Annotated in this window: 20 protein-coding genes and 1 pseudogene; 15 read left to right on the forward strand and 6 right to left on the reverse strand. The window is 70.1% G+C overall.

Translation table 11 applies throughout. The features are described from left to right. Positions 1 to 478 precede the first annotated feature (478 nt). From AC0B9F_RS35425 to AC0B9F_RS35465, 9 genes and pseudogenes are all read left to right on the forward strand, one after another. Positions 479 to 652: pseudogene (locus AC0B9F_RS35425) on the forward strand (DEAD/DEAH box helicase family protein); the annotation flags it as partial. A gap of 438 nt (positions 653 to 1,090) precedes the next feature. Beyond that, entirely contained in the window at positions 1,091 to 1,438 is a 348-nt protein-coding gene (locus AC0B9F_RS35430) for a hypothetical protein (RefSeq protein WP_472009560.1), read from the forward strand. Between the two features lie 143 nt (positions 1,439 to 1,581). After that, positions 1,582 to 2,013, forward strand: a complete 432-nt coding sequence (locus AC0B9F_RS35435; protein WP_472009562.1) for a hypothetical protein — start codon at positions 1,582 to 1,584, stop codon at positions 2,011 to 2,013. Positions 2,014 to 2,177: 164 nt separating this feature from the next. Then, positions 2,178 to 3,182: a DUF932 domain-containing protein gene (locus AC0B9F_RS35440; RefSeq protein ID WP_472009564.1), complete on the forward strand. Its 1,005-nt coding sequence runs from the start codon at positions 2,178 to 2,180 to the stop codon at positions 3,180 to 3,182. Between the two features lie 283 nt (positions 3,183 to 3,465). Beyond that, the gene (locus tag AC0B9F_RS35445; RefSeq protein ID WP_472009566.1) at positions 3,466 to 4,158 is read left to right on the forward strand and encodes a hypothetical protein; all 693 of its coding nucleotides are present in this window, start codon (positions 3,466 to 3,468) and stop codon (positions 4,156 to 4,158) included. Beyond that, a complete protein-coding gene (locus tag AC0B9F_RS35450; protein WP_472009568.1) occupies positions 4,151 to 4,615 on the forward strand; it encodes a hypothetical protein in 465 nt (154 codons plus the stop codon). The genes AC0B9F_RS35445 and AC0B9F_RS35450 overlap by 8 nt, the downstream gene beginning before the upstream one ends. 84 nt (positions 4,616 to 4,699) lie before the next feature. After that, positions 4,700 to 5,197 (forward strand): hypothetical protein, encoded by a 498-nt coding sequence (locus tag AC0B9F_RS35455; protein ID WP_472009569.1) that lies wholly within the window; start codon positions 4,700 to 4,702, stop codon positions 5,195 to 5,197. Positions 5,198 to 5,281: 84 nt separating this feature from the next. After that, positions 5,282 to 6,226: a hypothetical protein gene (locus tag AC0B9F_RS35460; RefSeq protein WP_472009571.1), complete on the forward strand. Its 945-nt coding sequence runs from the start codon at positions 5,282 to 5,284 to the stop codon at positions 6,224 to 6,226. 49 nt (positions 6,227 to 6,275) lie between these two features. Beyond that, positions 6,276 to 7,436, forward strand: a complete 1,161-nt coding sequence (locus AC0B9F_RS35465; protein WP_472009573.1) for a hypothetical protein — start codon at positions 6,276 to 6,278, stop codon at positions 7,434 to 7,436. Positions 7,437 to 8,177: 741 nt separating this feature from the next. Here AC0B9F_RS35465 and AC0B9F_RS35470 read toward each other — a convergent pair. Continuing rightward, positions 8,178 to 8,540 carry an SMI1/KNR4 family protein gene (locus AC0B9F_RS35470; RefSeq protein WP_472009575.1) on the reverse strand — a complete coding sequence of 121 codons (363 nt, stop codon included), beginning with the start codon at positions 8,538 to 8,540 and terminating at the stop codon, positions 8,178 to 8,180. A 199-nt stretch (positions 8,541 to 8,739) separates the two neighbouring features. Beyond that, positions 8,740 to 9,075, reverse strand: a complete 336-nt coding sequence (locus AC0B9F_RS35475; RefSeq protein ID WP_472009577.1) for a hypothetical protein — start codon at positions 9,073 to 9,075, stop codon at positions 8,740 to 8,742. Between the two features lie 71 nt (positions 9,076 to 9,146). On the opposite strand from AC0B9F_RS35475, the gene AC0B9F_RS35480 reads away from it, so the two are divergent. From AC0B9F_RS35480 to AC0B9F_RS35495, 4 genes are all read left to right on the forward strand, one after another. Continuing rightward, positions 9,147 to 9,500: a hypothetical protein gene (locus tag AC0B9F_RS35480; RefSeq protein WP_472009579.1), complete on the forward strand. Its 354-nt coding sequence runs from the start codon at positions 9,147 to 9,149 to the stop codon at positions 9,498 to 9,500. Between the two features lie 110 nt (positions 9,501 to 9,610). Next, positions 9,611 to 10,516, forward strand: a complete 906-nt coding sequence (locus AC0B9F_RS35485) for a helix-turn-helix transcriptional regulator (RefSeq protein ID WP_472009581.1) — start codon at positions 9,611 to 9,613, stop codon at positions 10,514 to 10,516. A 402-nt stretch (positions 10,517 to 10,918) separates the two neighbouring features. Next, entirely contained in the window at positions 10,919 to 11,290 is a 372-nt protein-coding gene (locus tag AC0B9F_RS35490) for a PDDEXK family nuclease (protein WP_472009583.1), read from the forward strand. After that, positions 11,281 to 11,454, forward strand: coding sequence for a hypothetical protein (locus AC0B9F_RS35495; RefSeq protein WP_472009585.1), 174 nt, complete (start codon positions 11,281 to 11,283; stop codon positions 11,452 to 11,454). Before AC0B9F_RS35490 ends, AC0B9F_RS35495 begins: the two co-directional genes overlap by 10 nt. A gap of 135 nt (positions 11,455 to 11,589) precedes the next feature. On the opposite strand, the gene AC0B9F_RS35500 is transcribed toward AC0B9F_RS35495, so the two are convergent. Then, entirely contained in the window at positions 11,590 to 11,781 is a 192-nt protein-coding gene (locus AC0B9F_RS35500) for a hypothetical protein (protein WP_472009587.1), read from the reverse strand. A gap of 201 nt (positions 11,782 to 11,982) precedes the next feature. Between AC0B9F_RS35500 and AC0B9F_RS35505 the strand changes: the two genes are divergently transcribed. Continuing rightward, positions 11,983 to 12,486 (forward strand): very short patch repair endonuclease, encoded by a 504-nt coding sequence (locus AC0B9F_RS35505; RefSeq protein ID WP_472009589.1) that lies wholly within the window; start codon positions 11,983 to 11,985, stop codon positions 12,484 to 12,486. Between the two features lie 222 nt (positions 12,487 to 12,708). Beyond that, on the forward strand, positions 12,709 to 14,715 hold the full coding sequence (locus tag AC0B9F_RS35510) for a GmrSD restriction endonuclease domain-containing protein (RefSeq protein WP_472009591.1): 2,007 nt from the start codon (positions 12,709 to 12,711) through the stop codon (positions 14,713 to 14,715). A 53-nt stretch (positions 14,716 to 14,768) separates the two neighbouring features. Here AC0B9F_RS35510 and AC0B9F_RS35515 read toward each other — a convergent pair whose 3' ends face one another. The 3 genes from AC0B9F_RS35515 to AC0B9F_RS35525 are packed head-to-tail and all read right to left on the reverse strand — an operon-like array spanning position 14,769 to position 18,857. Then, entirely contained in the window at positions 14,769 to 15,629 is an 861-nt protein-coding gene (locus AC0B9F_RS35515) for a protein NO VEIN domain-containing protein (protein WP_472009593.1), read from the reverse strand. Further along, positions 15,613 to 17,448: a DEAD/DEAH box helicase gene (locus AC0B9F_RS35520; protein WP_472009594.1), complete on the reverse strand. Its 1,836-nt coding sequence runs from the start codon at positions 17,446 to 17,448 to the stop codon at positions 15,613 to 15,615. Before AC0B9F_RS35520 ends, AC0B9F_RS35515 begins: the two co-directional genes overlap by 17 nt. Next, entirely contained in the window at positions 17,448 to 18,857 is a 1,410-nt protein-coding gene (locus AC0B9F_RS35525) for a transcriptional regulator (protein WP_472009596.1), read from the reverse strand. The genes AC0B9F_RS35520 and AC0B9F_RS35525 overlap by 1 nt, the downstream gene beginning before the upstream one ends. Positions 18,858 to 18,940: the final 83 nt, after the last annotated feature.

An 18,940-nucleotide genomic window follows, 5' to 3' on the forward strand; every position in this document is an offset into this window, starting at 1 on the left:
CCGCAAGCGGAATTCGAAAGGCGGGGCAATTCGCGCAAGCGCGAATTGGAGGCGACCGCGCAAGCGCGGTCGCCTGGGCTGGCTGCAGGGGCGGGTGCATCGCGTGCGGGACTGTGTAGGGTTTGGGATTCCCGGCCACCATCCCTGCATCGGATGTGACGGTCTATCGGCCTGATGGAGTGTCAGTTTCTACCGCAGTGACGGGCTCCGCTGCGCTCCACCCGAACCCCTCCCCTACCTTGAAGCTGGCCCGACAATCTTCACCAATACCCTGCCAGCACGGGCCCAACCGGTCGTTCGCGATGGGATTGAGTCACGTGTCGCTCTGGGGAGCGGCGTTGGTGCGCGAGTGATGCATCATAGACTGTCACTGTGTAGAGTTTGGGATTAGACACCACACCCCCAGCGCCGCGCGCGCCTCGCGCTGGATTCCCTTTCTATTACGTGTCGCATTCCGCGAAAAGGGAGAACACGGGGCATGGCCGTGAGACTGCGTGACCACCAGGTCGAGGCCGTTGCCGCCATTGTGCGCGGCTTGGATGTCCCGCCGGGTGGTATTCCGTGGAACGGTCTGCGTGGGCAGGTGCACGCCGCGTGCGGCACGGGCAAGACGATCATCGCCGCCGCGTCGGCTAAGCGGCTCGTGCCCAAGGAAGGGCTATAGGCCCCTCCGGGGGCCGATCGCCCGTTCAGGGGTGGAGGGTTGGGCTGCCTCCGGCAGACCGCTGAGCGGTCCGGGCGCGCCAGCGCCCGAGCGCGGAGGCTCCGCCGACGCGCAACCTGAAACCCCCGGCCCCGATCCCCGAGGCCGCCGCGCCGCCCTAGCCCGCCCCCACCTTTCTCTCATTCGGGCAGGGAGAGCGGCAGCAGAGGGGGTGTCAGCTTCCCCAACCACGCATAAGAGTCGCTCTGACCTGGGGTGTTGGAGAGGCCGGCCGCTGGTCGAGGGCAGGGGATGACGCAGGAGATGGTGCAGGAGTTTGCGCGTGAGGTGGTGCAACAGATCAAGAGTGCTGTATTATGGAACATGTCGGAAGGGGTGGCCCCCTAACCGGCACCGCCGAACGTTCGTCAACAGAAAGGCGTAAGCGTGGAAATCGTCATCAGTGGAGGCAAGGTGGCTCCCAGCACGGACGAGATCACGACCCCTCAGGCCGTAACGGCCCGCCGGATCGCCAACTTCCTCCCGCGCCCGGAACTCCTCCGGGATGCCGTCATCGAGCACAACCAGGACGACAACACCACGTCAATTCGGTTCGAGACCACGGCCGGTCCCATCCGAATCCTTCTGCCGGTCGCCCAGGGGTTCGAGTTCCACATCATCCACGACAGCGACACCGGGCCCCGCATTCTCGGAACATTCCGAGGAGCATCCCTTTCGGTGCGAGCCATCGCATTCCGCATCAGTGAATTTCTGCGGACGCGCGGACTGAAGTAGGAGGCAATTCCGGGGGGCCCGGTTTACCGGGCCCCCCGGACAGTCCCAGCACCCACACCAACCGAAGGGAAAATCACGTGAGCACGACAAGCATTGAGCCAGCCCACCGCGCCGTTCCGGCGACCGAGGCAGAGCGAGAGCAGATGGAGGCCGCTTTCCGGGCAGCACTCGAACAGCTCCCCGAGAACACCGGTTTCCCGCACGACGTGCGCGAGTTGACCCGGCCCCTGTTCGAGGTGGGATGGATCTCCGGCGTACGGACCGGGCACACCGGGCCCGCGCTGGCCGACGTGCCCTTGCCTCCCCACACGTTCGGTACGGCCCTGGCCAACCTGTCCGCCGCCCTACACGCGGACAGCGGCCCTAGCATCGGGCAGTTGGTCAGCTACCACGGGTCGCAGGAGTGCTGCCACGGCCGCTACTGGGTGACGCGCATTGAGCGCGAACTGGACCGCCGAGGACGAGAGTCCACGCTCTACCGCCTCAGCGAGTACCGGAACGGCGCATTCGTCACCGCACTGACCGGAGTCCACACGTGGAGCGTCACGGCACTGCCGCAGCACTGGCAGCGGTAAGCCCACAGCTGTAGCCGCAGGTCAGCAGCCGCCCCGGGGGGTGGGGCGCACCGGAGATTTAATCGGTTGCCCCACCCCCGGCATTAGGTATTATGGAACCAGCTCGGAAGGGTTGGCCCCCTACCGGACACGCCGAAAGTTCGTCACCAGAAGGGAAGCCCCAAGTGGCTCACGAGATCGAGCAGTTCACCGACGGCACCGCCGCTTTCGCCTCCGCCAACACGAGCGCCTGGCACAAGCTCGGCACCGTCACCAACGGCGCGATGACCGCCGAAGACGCCATGCGCATCGCGTCTCTGTCCGGCTGGAACGTGCGACTCCTCCCCCTCACCGCGACCGAGATCACGGCTGACGGAACCACGCCGCTGGAGGTACCGCAGCACTTCGCGACCGCGCGCACGCACCCCAAGACCGGCCGCACGCAGACGCTCGGAGTGGTCGGCAGCGACTACCACCCCGTTCAGAACGAGGAACACGCCGAGTTCCTCAACCTGCTGGCTGACGAGTCCGGCGCGCACTTCGAGACCGCCGGATCGCTCAAGGACGGACGCCAGGTGTTCCTGACCATGAAGATGCCGCAGGGTCTCACGATCGGCGGGCACGACGACGTTGATCTGTACATCGCAGCGTTCAACAGCCACGACGGAGGCTCAGCGTTCCGCATCGTGGTGACGCCGGTCCGGGTGGTGTGCGCGAACACCATGCGTGCGGCCATCCACGGGGCCCGGTCCTCGTTCGTGGTGCGGCACACCGCCGGAGCCAAGGCCCGCATCGCGCAGGCCCGTTCCGCCCTCGGTCTGACATTCCGGTACGCCGAGGAGTTCGAGAAGGCCGCTCAGCGGATGATCGAAGCCGAGATGACGCTCGGCGAGCTGAAGTCGGTGGTGGACGCGCTGTGGCCGGTCAAGGACAGCGACCACGCCCGCGCCAAGACCAACCAGCGCCAGCGGTGGGGGGCGATCTCGAACCTGTTCGAGCACGCCGACACCCAGGCCGGTATCCGGGGCACGCGGTGGGCCGGATACAACGCGCTCACCGAGTACGCCAACCACGTCGCCCCGACCCGGGGCAAGACCGACGCCGAGAAGGCGAACGCCCGCGCCGAGCGGGTCATCAGCGGAGCGGCGAACGACCTGATGGAGAAGGCATTCGCCCTCACCACGGTCTGACCCCCTGACCGCCGGGTGGGCACCCCAACTCCCCCACGGGGGTGCCCGCCCGGCCCCACCGGCCAGCAGCGGCCGCACCCGCCCGAGCGCGGAGCGCTCACCCCCGCATCAGCAGCGCGGAGCGCTGCCCGCCGGCCCCTGCCGCGTAGCGGCAGCGCGTCGCGTCTGCGGAGCAGAGCGCGCGCCAAGAACACGTCCGCCCCTCGCTGCGCCCAGGCCGCGCCGGCGGACGCCCAGCAACTCGACACCCACCGCCCACCCACCGCCCCGCGGAAGGCCATCCATGCCCATCCCGAAGTGGACGATCAAAGGCATCGTCGACGACTACGACACGTGCGGTTGCTGCGGCCGCCGCGGACTCAAGCGCACGGTCGCGCTCATGCCGCTTGACGCCGACGGGAACGAGGACGGCACCGCCGAAGACGTCGTGTACTACGGCACGTCGTGCGCCGCTATCGCGCTGAGCTGGACGCAGGGCAAGGTGACCGCCACCGCGCGCGCCGCCCAGGCCGAGTGGGACCAGCGCGACGCCTATGCCCGCCGGATGATCAGCATCTACGCCCCGGTAGAGTTCGCCCCCGTCCGCGACCAGGCCCGCGTCTACTACGGCCGCAACCAGCACCAGCGGGACACGGGTGTGAAGGCGACCGAGGAAGTGGCGAAACTGCTGGACAAGGCCCGCGCCACGCTGGCCGACACCACCACTGGCCCGGCCCGCCCCTCGCGGATCGAGGACTTCCGCCGCTACCTCGTGATCTTCACCAGCGACGACCGGATCTTCCTCGTACGGCGCGTGCCGGAGGAGCAGGCCGAGCGCCAGGAGCAGGCCGCCGCCGCCCAGCGCCGCGCCGATCAGATCCGGGGCAGTGTCCTGGTCGTGGCCGCGCTGGACGCCGATTCCGCGCGCGACGTCGCGTACGCCGACGAACTGACCCGCGAGTGGAACACGAAGGCCTGGCAGGCCGCCCATGCCTGAGACCGCCCCCGCGCCCAGGTTGTTCATCGGTAGCCGCGTCACGTACCACGGCAGCATCACCGAGATGCACGACCGCCCCCTGTACCTCCTGCCGTGCACGTGGTTCGGACACTGCGACGCCTGCTGGGAACAGGACGACGAGTTCGGCGAGCAGCACCCGATGGAGCGGGACCACTTCATGGCCGTCGACCTCACCACCGACCGCCGTTTGCACCACGCCCGCCGAGCGCACCTGACCCCGATCCCGCACGAGTGGCCCCAGGACGCCGTTCCGTTCAACATCAACGGCTACTGGTACGCCGCCGCGTACACCACGGCAGGCGGAAGCGACCGGGCCCGGACGGTGCACTTCTACACCGCCGAGGACTTCGTGGGGCGCACCTGGTGCCACTTCCGGGAGCCCGCGCCCGACGTGCGCCGCCTGGACGAGCAGGGTCGCCGCCGCCCCGTCATCTGACCAGTGCCCGCGCGCCACAGCGCGCGGGACACCCCCGCCCGCCGCGCGCAGCCGGCCCCAACCCGTCGCCTCGCTGGAGTCACCGTGACGAACCCGCACCCCGACCAGCCCGCCCGCGCCGACCGCCGCACCCTGCCCTACCCCGGAGACGAAGCGGTCACCGCCTCCCGCGACCGCGCGCACCAGGCATTCGCCCAGCTCTTCACCGCCCTGGGTGCCGGACGTCACCGCCTGCACTTCGGCGCGGTGGACGTCGACGGCCGGTATGCCCTGGCCAGCGCCACCGTCGACGTGGCGACCGCCCCCGCATGGCACCTGGACGCCGACCCGGACGAGTTCACCGTCATCGAGGCCGCCGTGACGGCCGCACTGGAGGGCAGCTGCACCGTCCTGGCCACCCTGGTCGTACAGACCGGTCAGGCTCCGGGCCCGATCGTGTGCGGGTGGCGGATCGAGCGCGGATGGCTGCGTGGCATGACGACCGCCACGGTGCAGGCCGCCGTACGGCGCGGGGGCGTCTCAGCGCCCGTCGCCCGCGCGTACCCCGCCCCGTTCCTGCCGGACCCGTCCGTCACCGGCTGAGGCCCCCGCCCGGCCCCGGGCGGGTCCGGGCCGCCCGCCAACTCGCCATTCTCGATTCTCGTACGCTCTGTGAGGAGACACCCTGTGATCACCATTGGAACCCCGTCCGGCACCGTCCGCGCCGTTCCGTCCGAGGCGGACGCCACCGGCAGCGTGTTATACACCCTCGCCGGCGCCGCCACGGGAACTGTCCACGTGACCGGGACCAGCAGCCCCGCCCGCTGGGACCGCTTCGACGCCGTCCGCGCCAGTCTCGGATCCGTCAGCGCGCGAGAGCTCCCCGCCGAGCCACTGGTACGCATCCGCGGCCGCGCCTACCAGGGCAACACAGTCCGGGTGCTCGCCCACTCCGCCGACGTGCCCTGGGGATGGCTGGAACGCGACCTGACCGACACCGACGACCGGCCCGTGCCCCCGCAGGCCAGCCAGACGCTGACCGCCATCCTGCGCGCGTGCGCCGGCCACTACGCCACGCGCAGCGACTTCCCCAGCCTCCAGCACGCGGCCCGCCGCCACGACACCCCGCAGCTGCTGAAGTGGCTGGACGCGATGATCTCGCACGCCGAACGGGCGCAAGCCCGCTGGCTGAAGGAGGCCGAGACCCACCGGGTCCAGGCCGCCCGCAGTCTGGCCGCCTGGTGGACGCTGGCTGGTTGGTTCACCGCCCGTCCGCACCCGGTGCTCGCGCTGCTGCTGGTGCCGGACCGCGAGAGCCTGGCCCACCGCGCCGAGTACCTGCCGAAGTGGGCCGAGATCAGCACGCGCGCAGCCGAGGACGAGGGCCGCCGTGACGCTCTTCCGGTCGGAGTACGAGGGGTTGACCCGGCCAGCCGCCGCGAAGGACGTCACGGCATGAGCAGCCCGCCGCCGTTTAGGCCCGAGGACTTCGAAGAGCGCTGCGAGACCTGCAACGCCCCGCCCGGACAGCTCTGCCAGGCCTGGTGCGACGCCGGATACACCGCCGAGGACGCCCGCGCCGACGCCGAGCGCCACGCCGCCCAGCGGGGCGCCAAGCCCCCTGCGCCGTAGGTGCACCGCACCCGAGTCCCCCGCCCACCTTTCCCGAAGGAGGCCCCTCATGGAACTGTCCACCCCCGCCGGCCTTGAGTCCCTCGCAGGGGCGGTTGCCGAACAGCTCGGCGCCGACCGTGCCGAGAAGGACGGCGACACAGGCCGGGCGCGTGTCGTCTACGCCGACGGCCGCGCCCTGGAACTCACCCCCAACCGCCCCCGGACCCGGATCACCGTCACCGCGGTTCTGCCCGAGCAGGCCACCGCGCACGGCATCGAGGTCAAGGCGATCACGGTCACCGCCCTGTCCCGCCCGCGCCCCAGCGAGACCCAAGCCAAGGCCACCGCGCGGCACACGGCCGACCACATCCGGCATCGGCTGCTGCCCGCGCAGACCGCCGCCCTGGCCGAGCTGCGTGAGCGCACCGCCCCCCAGCCGGCCACGTTCCAGCGCGCCGACGCCGCCCTTGCCGGATTCCTCGACCGCCCCGGGGGCGGGGTGGCGATCTCCGAGCAGCCGGTACGCCGCCCGCTGGGGCTGACCGCCCGGTGCGCCGTCGCCTGGTGGCACACGCTCGACGGCCCCTCCCGCGCCGTGGCACCGTTCATGGCTGACGCCCTGCGCCGGGCCGGACTGGTGACGACGGAGCCGCAGGGCAGCGGCTACGTGTTCTTCGCCGAGCCCCCGGCCGATCCCTCCGAGACCCGGTTCCGGATCGCCCCTGCCGCCAGTGGCGCAGGGTGGGATCTGGTCGACGAGTTCACCGGCGCGCGCGTGCGCACGTACGACGACCGGGAGTCGGCCCAGGGGATCGCCGAGAGCGCGAACGGCGAGGAGGACGCCGCCCGGCGCGCCAAAGTCGCGTCCATGGACCTGCCAGGACTCTCGGCAGACCTGATCGAGGACGGGCGATTCCGGGCCCTGGCCGTGGAGTTGGCCACCGCCGGACACATGCCCCACGGCCTGACCGACGTCGACTACACGCAGACGCCGGGATTCCACATCTACCCCAGCGCGGAGCCTGGCAGGGCCAAGGTGGCGCGGCTGCTGGAGCCCTGGGGGGCGATCCGGCCCGGTGCCCGCTTCGAGGCGCCCGAACGCGAAGTCGAGCGCTATGACGAGGACATGGAGGCCTACGCGCGGCTCCTGACCAGGCCCGGCCGGACGGTGGCCGTCATGCTGGGCGGCATCCAGGTCACGTACAACGACCCGCCGACCAGGTCCTGATCTGCGCGCTCCGGGGTGGGGCAGCCCCATGAAAATCGGTTGCCCCACTCCTGAGATCAGTATTATGGAACAGGAGGGTAATGGGAGCGGCATACGCCCCGTGGACTGCACCGCAGCGGCCCCGCCCACGGCCCGAACGCGCCGCGGCAGGGCTGCACCCCTCCCCCACCATCACACCCCGCACGGGCGACTAGCACGGGGCGCAGGCGATGGACACCGATCACAGCATTGATGACGAGCCCGAGCGAGACAGCAGGGACCCGAGTCTTGAAGGAGCGCAACACCGCGGAGCTGCGGCGGTGGGCGAAGCCCTAGCGGCCAGAGATCGTTTTCTCTCGGTGTTTCATCCCGTGATGCAGATTTTATTCGGTAATGCCAGGTCGCGCTAGGAGGTGGTGGCTTCGCCGGTGAGGCGGGGCCCATCAAGTCGGTCACGGCCAGGTGGATCATGGCTTTGAAGCGCGCCGGGAGGGTCTCGTAGCGTGGGCCAGGTACTCCCGCGTGTGCCCTCACCTACTCGACTCGCGCCAAGAAGACTTGAGTCGTGCACCGGCCCAAGTCATACAGCCCCCCGGGACCGTTGATCGCTTCACCGGTGACTCGCCAGAAGTCCCTTAGCGTTCCGACCTGCATACCGCCCAGCACGTATGTCGGCGTCACGGCTCGGAAAATAGTGCGGTACTGCGCCGTGTCTGGTCGGGTCAAGGCGGCGCACTCGTATCGTCTGCCCAAAGGCTGACGTCAACCCGACACGGCGTTGCCGGAGTCGAGATCGAAGGCACTGCCTGCAGTGAGCTTCTCGACGAAGGTCCTGAAGTCGCTGGCCAGTGCGAGTTCGCTGTCGAGATCGGTGTCGAACCAGGTGACTGATGGGTCGCCGGCTGGGCCGCAACCTCGGTAGTCGAGACCAATCCAGTAGTGCCCGTCGCCAGAGAGAAGCACGATCGACGATGGCAGCCCCCACTCTGTGACCAAGTAAGGGCTGTCCAGCAATGACGTCATTCGCTTCCTTGGCCCGATGCCCATCAGGGCATCGAAGGGCACGTGGTCTTCGCTCCACGAGGTCGGCTGACTCGTGGGGAACGCATCGTGATCAGCAGCCACGATGCCGCCGTTCTGAACCCGCAGAAGGTCAAGCAGAGCCGAGGGCAGCTGTCACACCAAGCACACGCTCGGCTTCTCTCACCGTCTGGTCCGTCAGAGGCGGCGGGACGCCGAAATCACCGTTAGCCCAGAACGTTGCCAGGACCTCATCGAATCGTGCCATGACAGGCAGCCTACGGTTCAGCAGCAAGATCAATTCTTAGTCCGGAAAAGCTGCTCCTGCTCGCTGTGCATCTCCGCCTCCCGCCACGATGTACTGCTCTCCATCGGTCGGCGGCCGCGGCTGGTCGACCTGTACGCCGAGGTCGAACAGGTCCGGGGCGACGGCTTCCGCGCGAACTGGCGCATCACCGACCTGATCCGGCACACCGAGCAGTGCGGCGCGCCCGACCCGGCCGTCGTCCGCCCGGACGACGGCCCAGAATGCACCGCTCTCAAGAAGCAGGTACCGGCGGCACTGAAGAAGAAGCCCCGCAAGGAACCCGAACTGGCCCGCCGCGTCGGCCGCGCATTGTGCGACGGCTGCACCGTGCACAACTGATGACCACCGCCCGCTGCGCTTCTCGGCGCAGCGGGCGCCCCCTACAGTGGGTAGAAGAGATGACCATGGAGACGAACCCCACCGCCCTGCTGCTCGAACTCGCCGCCCAGGCCCATCGTGCGAGCGACCCGGACACGCTGTACGACTTGCTGTCCAGGGGCCACCGCGCCTGGTGCGAGGGCGTCGCCGACGTCCAGGCCGGCCTGGACCGGGAGACCATGAGCCTGTCCGACGCCGAGCTCGCCGAGCGGTGCGCCGCTGCGTGCGTCCCATGGGAGGAGGGAATGACGCGCAGCGAGGCGGTCGCCGCTCTCGCTTTCATGACGTGGGATGCCGCGCCGGCCGCGATGGCCTACACGGAGCTGGCGGAGCGTGCGGCCCGCTTCGGGGTGTGCCTGCTGGGCGAGGAAGTGCTGTAGGCCGATTTGGCGTCGGGCTGGACAGCAAACCGCCCACTTTGGGATTATCGAACATGTCGCGCTCGTCCGAGTGCCGGCACCGCCGTGCTGATCCTTCCCAAGGGGCCCTGATGTCTTCCGCCGAGCGGCTCGTGGACACCGCGCAGATCGTGTCCGAGTTCGGCACGAGCAAGCCCCGGATCAGCGACTGGAGCAACAACCCGGACAGTGGGTTCCCCGCGGTCGCGCACACGGAGGGCCGCAAGCGGTTCTGGCGCCACGCCGAGGTCGCGGCGTTCTTCGCGCAGCGTGCCCCGAAGAAGCGCGCGCTGCCGGCCGCGGTACTCGAGGCCGACCAGGACGAGCTGCTGACCAAGCGGGAGGTGGCCCAGCTTCTCGGCTACACCCGCACATCGACCATCGACGGCTACTTCCGCGACCGGCCCGGTTACTTCCCGGAGCCCGACGAGGACGTCGACGGTCCCATGTGGCGCCGCGGCACGATCGTGGCCTGGGTCGCCAGCCGCCCCGGCAAGGGCCGGCGCAACTCCGCTCCGGCGGCAGCGCGGCCTGAGGTGTCGGCGAACGGCGACCCCGACGAGCTGCTCGGTACAGCCGAGGTCGCTGCGCTGCTCGGCTATGGCAGCACGGCTTCCTTCTCCAGTGCCCTCTACCAGGGGCGCATCCCCGAACTGCCCGAACCGGACGCCCAGGTGAAGGAGGAAGGCAGCCGCGGCCCGGGCCGCAAGAAGTGGCGGCGGGCTACTGTCGTCGCTGTCGCCCGCAAGCGTGGTGTGCTGCCGCCGGCCGACCAGGGCGAGCACGAGGACCTGGTCGGCGCCGCCGAGGCAGCCCGGATCCTCGGATACAGCAACGCCGACAGTTTCATCAGTGCGCTCGGGCACGGCCTCCTGCCCGACCTCGAGCAGCCCGACGGATACGAGTACCGGCGCGGCAGCGCCGGCCGTCCTCGTCAGCAGCGCTGGAAGCGTTCCCGCCTCGAGGAGCTGGCCGCGCGCCGCTCCTCGACGTCCTGACTGCAGCGCGCCGAGGCGCGCCGCAGGCGGGATACCGTAAGACCGCGGCTTCTGGTTTGAGGGTCGACGAACTCCCGGCGGGCCAGACGCCGCACGATGGCCGGCATGACGCGGCTCGCCACCGCGTCCCGCAGCAGCCACAGGCTGCTGCGGACCGGCCATCGCTACGGACGCTGGCGTGCCGCGCGGCCTCGTCCCCTCATCGGTTGGTCTCCCGCTCCCAGCCCAGCAGTCTCTGCACGGCGCTGGTGCTCCAGATTCCTCGGCGGCTCGGTGTCGAAATCGCCTCTTCAACAAGCCAGGCGGCGATCTTCCTGGGTCCAGCACGTCCTCGACGGAGACAGCCCCCTGGAGAGCGACTGCCCTCCCGCTTGGGCGCACTGGGTCAAGGGCCGCGCCTACATGCCGCTGCTCGCGCCGGCGACGACCGCCATCCGGTCCAAGGCAGACCAGCTGCCCGGCGACCGCGAGGGCGAAGCCGTCCTCGACGCCATCCGCGAGCACTTCAGTGGCCGGGAAAACGACTTCGAGCGCTGCGCTGTCGCTATCTGGCGCCTGATCGCACCGCGGACCGGGGCCTGCGACGTCACCCGTCCCAGCCGTGACGGCGGACGCGACGCCGTCGGCAACTACATCCTCGGGCCGGTAGCGAGCTCCATCGCCATCGACTTCGCCATCGAAGCCAAGTGCTACGCACCGGTCAACTCCGTAGGGTCAGGGAGGTATCCGGTCTCATCTCCCGCAGACGCCACCGCAACTTCGGCGTGCTCGTGACCACCTCCTACTTTCATCATCAGGTGCAGGAGGAGGTGCACGAAGACGGCCACCCGATCGCGCTCGTGTGCGGCAGGGACGTGGTGGACGTCCTGCGGCAGCACGGCCACGCCACTGTCAGCGCGGTGCGGCGCTGCCTGGAGCAGAGCTTCCCCCGCCCCTGAGGCAGGGGAAGCGACTGGGAGAGGGCTCGCCGCAGTGCTAGCGCGCCGCCGGCGAAGGCATCGCTTCCGGCGAGCGCCTGGTGCGCCGGAGGACCAGCCTTGCGGCCGTGCCCGGTCAGTCCAGGGCCGGGCCCGCTATGCGAGTTCCCCGGTGTCGAGCAGTTCCTGGACGGCGTCTTGCTGGCGCCGTAGGACGATGCGGCCGTCGCCTCGGGTGTAGGCGAGGATCCGGCTGCCTGGGGACAGGCCCGCTTCGGCGAGGAGCCCGAGGGGCAGGGCGATACTGCCGTCGTCGGCGATGGTGAGCTCGGCTGGTTCTCGCAGCATGCCGATTACCTTCTCACGCGGCGGCACGGCCCGTACGGCCGCCGTGCCCGGCGAGGCCTGCGGCCCCGCGGCCGGGGCGGAGGGAGTCCCCATGCCTCCGGCGCGGCAGAGCCGACCGGCGCTTTTGTGTCGTTCGGCCCGGGGACCTGATCACCGGGGCCGGGGCGGCCCTGGCGGGAGTGCGCCTAGACTGCCAGGGCGATGACCATTCAGCCTCCGGAGCCAGATCCCCGCCCCTGGACGCCCCCCGAGGGATCGTGGGCGTCGTCCGCTGGGAACCGGCGCAGCATGCTCGGCAACCGCAACCGCGACACTTCTCCGGAACGCGCCCTGCGTTCTCTGGTCCACGCCGCCGGCCTGCGGTACCGGGTTGCTGCCAAGCCTCTGCCGGGGATGCGTCGCACCGCGGACCTCGTCTTCGGCCCGGCACAGGTTGCCGTGTTCGTCGACGGCTGCTTCTGGCACGGCTGCCCGGACCACTTCGTGGCGCCGAAGACCAACCCGGACTACTGGCGCGAGAAGATCGAGCGCAACGTCCGGCGCGACCGCGACACCGACGCGCGTCTTGCTGAGGCGGGCTGGCTTGTCCTGCGGTTCTGGGAGCATGAATCGGCGCAGGCGTGCTCTCGTGCTGTCGTCGAGGCAGTCTCGTCGCGGCGGGCTGCCCTGACCGCCGCGCGCGGCAGCGCGCAAAGGCGCGGGTAGAGCGGGTCCGTCCAGGGCCGGGGCCGGGTTTCCTGCGCGGCGGCCCTGGGCCTGGCAGCACCGCAGGGATCCCGTGGTGGGCTATCTCACCTCTCGCATACGCTGTCTCCTTGCTGCGGCAGGGGGTTCCAGCGTGTGAGGGCGTGCTGCAGCTTCGAAGGAGCATGGTGGGCGGGGCTGGTTCAGTCAGTCCGCGTTCGGGAAAGGGCGGGGCGCCGAGGGATGGCGGTTGAACGTACGAACCGGGATGTCCGGACTCTGATCACGCAGATCGCTGCCGGGGAGATCATGCTCCCCGAGATCCAGCGCGGCTATGTGTGGAAGACGTCGCAGGTCGCGCGGCTCATCGAGTCGCTGTACCGGGGGTATCCGGCGGGCTCGCTTCTGTTCTGGAAGACCGGGCAGGCGGCGGAGACCCGGGTGGCCGCACTCGGTGCTGCCCAGGCGCTACCGAGCGTGATGCCCCTGTACCTGCTGGACGGGCAGCAGCGCCTCACGTCGCTGTTCCGGGTATTGACCGACCATCCGGAAGCACAGGTCGTGTTCAACATCGAGACCGAGACCTTCCAGAACCAGAGCGCGGCTACCCGGAAGAACCGGAAATGGATCAAGGTCTACGACGTCGTCGGCCCGGACGCCGACGTCTTCGCCGTCCACGCAGAGCTCAAGGCGGCTGGCCTGGGTATCCCCGATGCTGAGATCGGGCACCGCCTCAGCGCGCTGCAGAAGATCACTCAGCGCGACTTCCACATGGAGGTGCTGCACGACTTCGAGTACGCGGAGGTCGCTGAGATTTTCGTGCGGGTGAACAGCGGCGGCCGGGCGCTGAAGACGACCGACCTCGCGCTGGCGACGCTGTCCGCCCGCGCGCCGGGTTTCCTTGGCCAGCTTGAGGCGGAGTCGGCCCGGTGGGCCGAGCGCGGCTACGGCGGCCTGGACGTCAACTTCCTCATCAAGGCCCTGACTTTGAGCCTGTCGATCTCCGGCAAGCGGCTGTCGTCTGTTGCGAAGCTGACAACGGCGGGCAAGGACTCTGTCGAGGCGGGCTGGGAGCAGGTCCGCCGGGGACTGGCCCGCGTGGTGCCCCTGCTCCAGGACAGGCTCCTGGTTCCGACGACGGCTCTGATCCCGTCGCTTGCCGCTCTGCACCCCCTGGTCGTCTACTACGGGCGCCAGCCCGAGGGCGCTGCGGTCGCCGGCGAGGTCGAGGACGGCCTGCTGTACTGGTTCATGGCCGCCACGGCCCGCAACCGCTACGGCGGCGCGACCGACACCGGCCTGACGCAGGACATCAGGGCCCTCGATGCGGAGGACCCGGTCAGAGCGCTGCTGTCCAACCTCGGCGTCGGCGAGAGCGGGATCTCCGTGGGCGCCCGCGACCTGGCCGGGCGCAACCACCAGAGCCCCTACCTCATGTTCTGCTATCTGGCGGCGGCCCACGCGGGTGCGAGCGACTGGTGGGACGGCAGCCCGATCTCGGCCGCGGCCGACGCTTCCGGCAGGCCGCAGTACAGCCTCGCGCACCCCGCAGCGAAGCTGCGGGGCCACCGCGCGAAGTACTCTTCCGCGGAGATCAACGAGCTCGCGAACATCGTGTTCGTGTCGCAGCAGACGGCGAAGAACCTGATCGGAAGCCGCTCCCCGGCAGCCTACGCCCAGCAGGTCGGTGCCGGCGACCTTGCGGCGCACGCGGTCCCCGCCGACCCCGCACTCTTGGAAGCCGACGGGTACCGGGGCTTCCTGACTGCCCGCAGGGCCTTGCTGGCGGAGCGGATCACGGAGCTCTTCGACCGGTTCAGGCCCGGCTTCCTGGCACAGGCCAGTGGGCCGGGCGTGCAGCCGGTTGTGCGGTGGCTGGCTTTTGCCGGGTATGCCGGCGGCGGGCGGCGCGTGCTGGTGGCCGATGCGCAGCTGGGCGGCCGGAGCTGGATCGGCTGGATCGATCCGGCCGACCTCGAGGCGGCGCTGGACGCTGCTGCCGCTGGCCTTGCCAGCGATGTGGCCGTCGGCGGCGAATCGACTCCGATGCGGATCGACGACGAGGGCGGTGCGGCATTCGGTCTCGGGCCGTTCCTGGTGCGCGGTTCGCTCGACCAGTGGCGTTCTGCCCTCAAGGACGCGTTCGAGGACGCGCAGCCGCTAAGCGAGTGCCCTGAGCCCACCGACGAGCAATGGCCTGCGGATGCCGAGGAGTTCCCGCTTTCGGATGCCGGGGTGCGGGCTGCCTGAGGTCCGGGCGGCTGCACCGGAGGCGGGGCCTTTGGTGCAGCCTGTGGCTGTAGTCAGCAACCGGGCCATCCCGCCGTGCCTTTGAGCAGGGGCGGGGCGTCCTGGGCCAGGAAGGGAGCGATGCAGGGGATGCCCGGAGCCGGCACGCCGGGCGGTACGTCGAGGCGGCACGACTCCCAGCGCCCGCGCGAGCCCCGATCGGCCGGCGCCTGAGCTGCGATCCAGTCCTTGGGCACCGTTGCAACGGCGAGCGGCTGCAGGTCCGGCGCCAGGCGGACGGCGACCAGCTCCCAGTGCGGGTCGCGCAGCATCGTCTCGTACTCGTTGCGGGAGAGGTAGACGGTGAGGCGGCTGCGGCGCAGCGTCGCCTTCACTTCGAGGTGCGCGCGGTGCTGGGGGGCATGGACGGCGATGTCGTAGCCGTAGCCGTCCGCCCAGGCTGCTACGTGCTCGATGCGGGCATCGGCCGAGGCGGTCAGCAGCTCGACGAGCGCCAGCTCCCCGGCTGCTCCGATCCGCGCGCGCTCGCTGGTGTCCACCTTCCCCCAGACGGCTGCGATCTGCGCGTACGCCTCGCCGTCGGTCAGGTCCAGTGCCTCGGCGGTGCGCAGGACGTCGTCGGGCAGCTCTTGCGGTCCGCGGACCAGGAGGTCGGCATCGGGCAGCCAGAGGGCCCCGCTGTGGGCGATGGCGGCGTCGAAGACCCGGCGGCGGGCGGGGATGCGGCTGCGCACGTCGTCCAGGAGGCCGGTCTGGCGCAGCCAGTGGTAGGCGGCGTCGTACTGGGTGGGGGTGATATCGCTGAAGTCGCTGTGCGCGGTGAACAGGACGCGGATGCGGGCGGCGCCGCTGGCGGGGAGCCTGTCCAGCCAGCGGACTGCCGCGCGCAGGACGGGTTCAGGCGGTATGGGCACGCAGGTGGCCCATCAGTGCCTGCAGGTCGCGCTGGTCGAGGCCTCCTCCGACGGCGGGTTCCTCGTCGAGGTCGGCGAGCTGCTGGACGGCGGGGTCGTCGAGGATGCCACCCATGAACTGGAGCTTGTCGGCCAGCCGCTGCGCGACGACCTCGTCGATGGTTCCCTCCGAGGCGAGCACGGTGATCCGGGTCTCGGTGCCGGGGGCGAGGCCGAGGCGGTGGATGCGGTCCAGGCTCTGCAGGAAGCGGCCGGCGGCGAAGTCCCGGTCGACGTAGACGGCGTCGTGGCAGTGGTGGTGCAGGCTGATGCCCTCGCCGAGGGTGGCGGGGTTGGACAGAAGCACCATGCAGCCGAGGTCGTTGCGGAACCGCTCGATCTCGGCTTCGCGGTCCTCCGTGCCGCCGTGGACCACGGCGGGCGAGAACTCCCCGAGGATGCGCTCGAGGGTGTTGAGGCTGCGGATGAAAGTCGACCAGACCAGCGTCTTGCGCCCGCGGGCGGCGTTCGCTGCGACGATGGCGAGGACCTCGCGGTACTTCGGCGACATTTCGTAGCTGGGAAGGTCCCGCATCAGGTCGAACAGCGGGGTGCCCTGGGGGACGGCCAGCGGCGGCACCCGGTAGGACAGCGGCTCGTAGCGGGTGGTGCCGACGGCCAGCAGGGCCGGGCTGGTGGCGGCCATCAGCAGGTAGACGATGATCTTCCCCAGGGCGAGGAAGTCGCCTTCCGAGCCTGCGGCCCGGGCGGAGAACCGCCCGACAAGCGCTTCGTAGACCTCCTGGTGGACCGGGGGCATGGGTACGGGCCGCACGGTGGTCGTCACGGGCGGCAGGCCGAGCTCGCCTTTCGTGGTGCGGGTGAACAGGGGGCGCAGGACCTGGCTGGCCTTAGCGAGGTCTCCGCCGGCGACGGCCTGGGTGACCTTCTGCCGGCCGTGGCCCGGCCACACGAACCCGAAGAGGTTCTCCAAGTCCCTGACGCCGTTGGGCGCCGGCGTGCCGGTCAGGATGAGCCGGTGGCGGCTGCGGGGTCCGAGGGCGAGGCAGGCCGCTCCGTAGGTGCCGTCGGCGCCGAGCTTCATCCGGTGCGCCTCGTCCAGCAGCAGCATGGACGGCCGGGCGCCCAGCCACTGGCCCAGCTCGTTCACGGCCCCTGAAAGGCGCTCGTAGTTGACGATGAGCGCGTCTGCTGCCGAGTCGGCGCCGCGGGAAAGCACGTCCATGCGCAGGGGCTCGCCCAGGCACTGCTGGTTCTCGTACTGCCAGGACTCGTAGCAGGACTTGGGGCCGACGATCAGGAGCCGCTCGACGCCCTCGGTGCGCCGCAGGGCGTGGAAGACGGCGAGCCCGACGCGCGTCTTGCCGGCACCGGGGACGGAGAAGTTGGCTCCGTGGCGCAGGGACAGCAGTTTGGCGATGTCCCTGCGCTGGAAAGCGGTGAGGTCTGCCTTCCACTCCGGCCCGAGCAGGTCGGCGACCTGCTCGGGGCTGAGGTGCCCGTCGGCTTCGGCAGCGGGGTCCAGCCGCTTGGCGACGGCCTGCGCGTCCAGGGCGGAGTCGGTGGCCAGCGCGGCCAGTTGCGGGTCCCATGCGACGCTCCCCGGCTGGGGCCAGGCGGTCAGCGCCACCAGGTTGGTCAGGAGGTCGTCGATCTCGACCTCCATGGTCTGGGGCGAGCGCTGCACGCTGCTGGCGAACCGCAGGGCGAGGCGGCGCAGTTCGTCCTCGTATCCGCTCCCGGCCCGCAGCCGGGCACGGGCTACACCGTCTGCGAAGCCGATCTCCAGGCTGGGGCCGCCGCCCGGTGCCGCCGCCATCAGCTCTCCCGCGCGGCGTCGAGCAGCCACGCGACGCCGTCGCCCGGCGAGCTGAACGTGCGGCCCGCCTGCTTCGCCAGCCGCGCCAGGCTGGCCCGCAGGGTCAACAACGCGTCGTCGAAGGCGTCCTCGTCCAGGGCGCGCTTGGCCTTGGCCTCGGCGAACTCCGCAGCGCACTGGTTGACGTAGTCGGCGGCGTCCGTGAGGCGTTCGGGGACGGCCACCTGGCGCTTTTGCAGCTGGGCGTTCTGCCCGGCCATCTTCACCGCCACGTCGAAGGTCTTGCGCGCCGACTTAATGAGCCCATCCGCCTCCGCGACGACTGCAGGCTCCAGCGTGCCGCCTGCCTGCGCTGCGGCCTTCGCCTGAAGCAGGGCGTCGGTGAGCGCGCGGGTGGTCTTCACCGCTGCCGTCGCGTCCGGCACCGCCACCCCTGCCAGCCCCGGGATGGACACCGCCGCCGACTGCTGGATGGCGGGCCGCAGCTGTTCAGGCAGGCGCTCGTGCAGGTAGCGGCTGTGGAAGTCGGGCTCCGCCAGACGCACGGTGGTCTTAGGGTAGTTCAGCACCACCATGGCCAGGCGCGTCTCCTTGAGCTGCTCGGCAGCGTCCGGGTCGGTCTTAGCCCGCTTGGTGTAGTCGCGGTGCAGCTCGCGGAGCTTCTCCTGGTGGTCTTCGAAGTCGACCAGCCGCAGCGCGGCGCCGTCCGCGCTCCTGCTGCGCTCGATGGCATCGTTGATGAGCTGGTAGACCCAGCGGTCCTGGTGGAGCGTCGTGGTCTTGATGTTGAAGTCGCGGGCCACGTCCTCCTCGCGCCGCCCGCTCGCAAGCTCATCCTCGATCGCGATGAGGCGGTTGATGTAGGAGTACTCGCGACGCTTGTCGCGCCGCAGCTGCAGGGCCAGCTCCACGCTGTTGATGTCCCGGCGGGAGGTGTCCGCCGGGAGCACAGCGACCCGGATGTCCTTGATCCCCAGGTCCCTCAGGGCGGCGCAGCGGGTGTTGCCGTCGACGAGGATCCCGTCGGGGCTGATGATGCCGGGCTCCTTCTGCCCGAAGTCGTCCAGCTCCTCCTGCAGCGCGACGAAGTCCGGGTCGGTCTGGTTCGGGTTGGAGGGCCGACAGCGCAGCAGGTGGTGCAGGTAGGTCTGCGACGCCTCGCTCCACGGCTCCTCCTCCAGCAGCCGGTTGCGCTCCGCGTCCAGGGTGCGCTGGGCGCGGATGCGGTGGGTGTCGGGGTTGAAGTAGAGCATGTCCACCGGCATGGAGATGACATGCAGGTGCTTCTGCTCGCCGCGCCACTCCACCGTGACCTTGCCGCCGCTCTCGGTCATGGCCTGCTTGAGCCGCTCCTCCACCAAAGAGCGGATCTTCTCGCCCTCGGGCGGAACACCGAACTTCACAGCCATGACTGCAGCCTCCCGAAATCGCGCACACCTTCGCCATGCATGATTGCAGGACCCACTGACATCGGGCACCCCGATGATCCACA

The organism is Streptomyces sp. NPDC097129 (assembly GCF_055668065.1).

Bases quoted from the DNA above. Each gene is read 5' to 3' on its own strand.
- AC0B9F_RS35435 (WP_472009562.1), top strand. From the start codon at position 1,582: ATGGAGGCCGCTTTCCGGGCAGCACTCGAACAGCTCCCCGAGAACACC.
- AC0B9F_RS35445 (WP_472009566.1), top strand. From the start codon at position 3,466: ATGCCCATCCCGAAGTGGACGATCAAAGGCATCGTCGACGACTACGAC.
- AC0B9F_RS35450 (WP_472009568.1), top strand. From the start codon at position 4,151: ATGCCTGAGACCGCCCCCGCGCCCAGGTTGTTCATCGGTAGCCGCGTC.
- AC0B9F_RS35465 (WP_472009573.1), top strand. From the start codon at position 6,276: ATGGAACTGTCCACCCCCGCCGGCCTTGAGTCCCTCGCAGGGGCGGTT.
- AC0B9F_RS35480 (WP_472009579.1), top strand. From the start codon at position 9,147: ATGGAGACGAACCCCACCGCCCTGCTGCTCGAACTCGCCGCCCAGGCC.
- AC0B9F_RS35485 (WP_472009581.1), top strand. From the start codon at position 9,611: ATGTCTTCCGCCGAGCGGCTCGTGGACACCGCGCAGATCGTGTCCGAG.
- AC0B9F_RS35490 (WP_472009583.1), top strand. From the start codon at position 10,919: ATGCCGCTGCTCGCGCCGGCGACGACCGCCATCCGGTCCAAGGCAGAC.
- AC0B9F_RS35500 (WP_472009587.1), bottom strand. From the start codon at position 11,781: ATGCTGCGAGAACCAGCCGAGCTCACCATCGCCGACGACGGCAGTATC.
- AC0B9F_RS35505 (WP_472009589.1), top strand. From the start codon at position 11,983: ATGACCATTCAGCCTCCGGAGCCAGATCCCCGCCCCTGGACGCCCCCC.
- AC0B9F_RS35510 (WP_472009591.1), top strand. From the start codon at position 12,709: ATGGCGGTTGAACGTACGAACCGGGATGTCCGGACTCTGATCACGCAG.
- AC0B9F_RS35520 (WP_472009594.1), bottom strand. From the start codon at position 17,448: ATGGCGGCGGCACCGGGCGGCGGCCCCAGCCTGGAGATCGGCTTCGCA.
- AC0B9F_RS35525 (WP_472009596.1), bottom strand. From the start codon at position 18,857: ATGGCTGTGAAGTTCGGTGTTCCGCCCGAGGGCGAGAAGATCCGCTCT.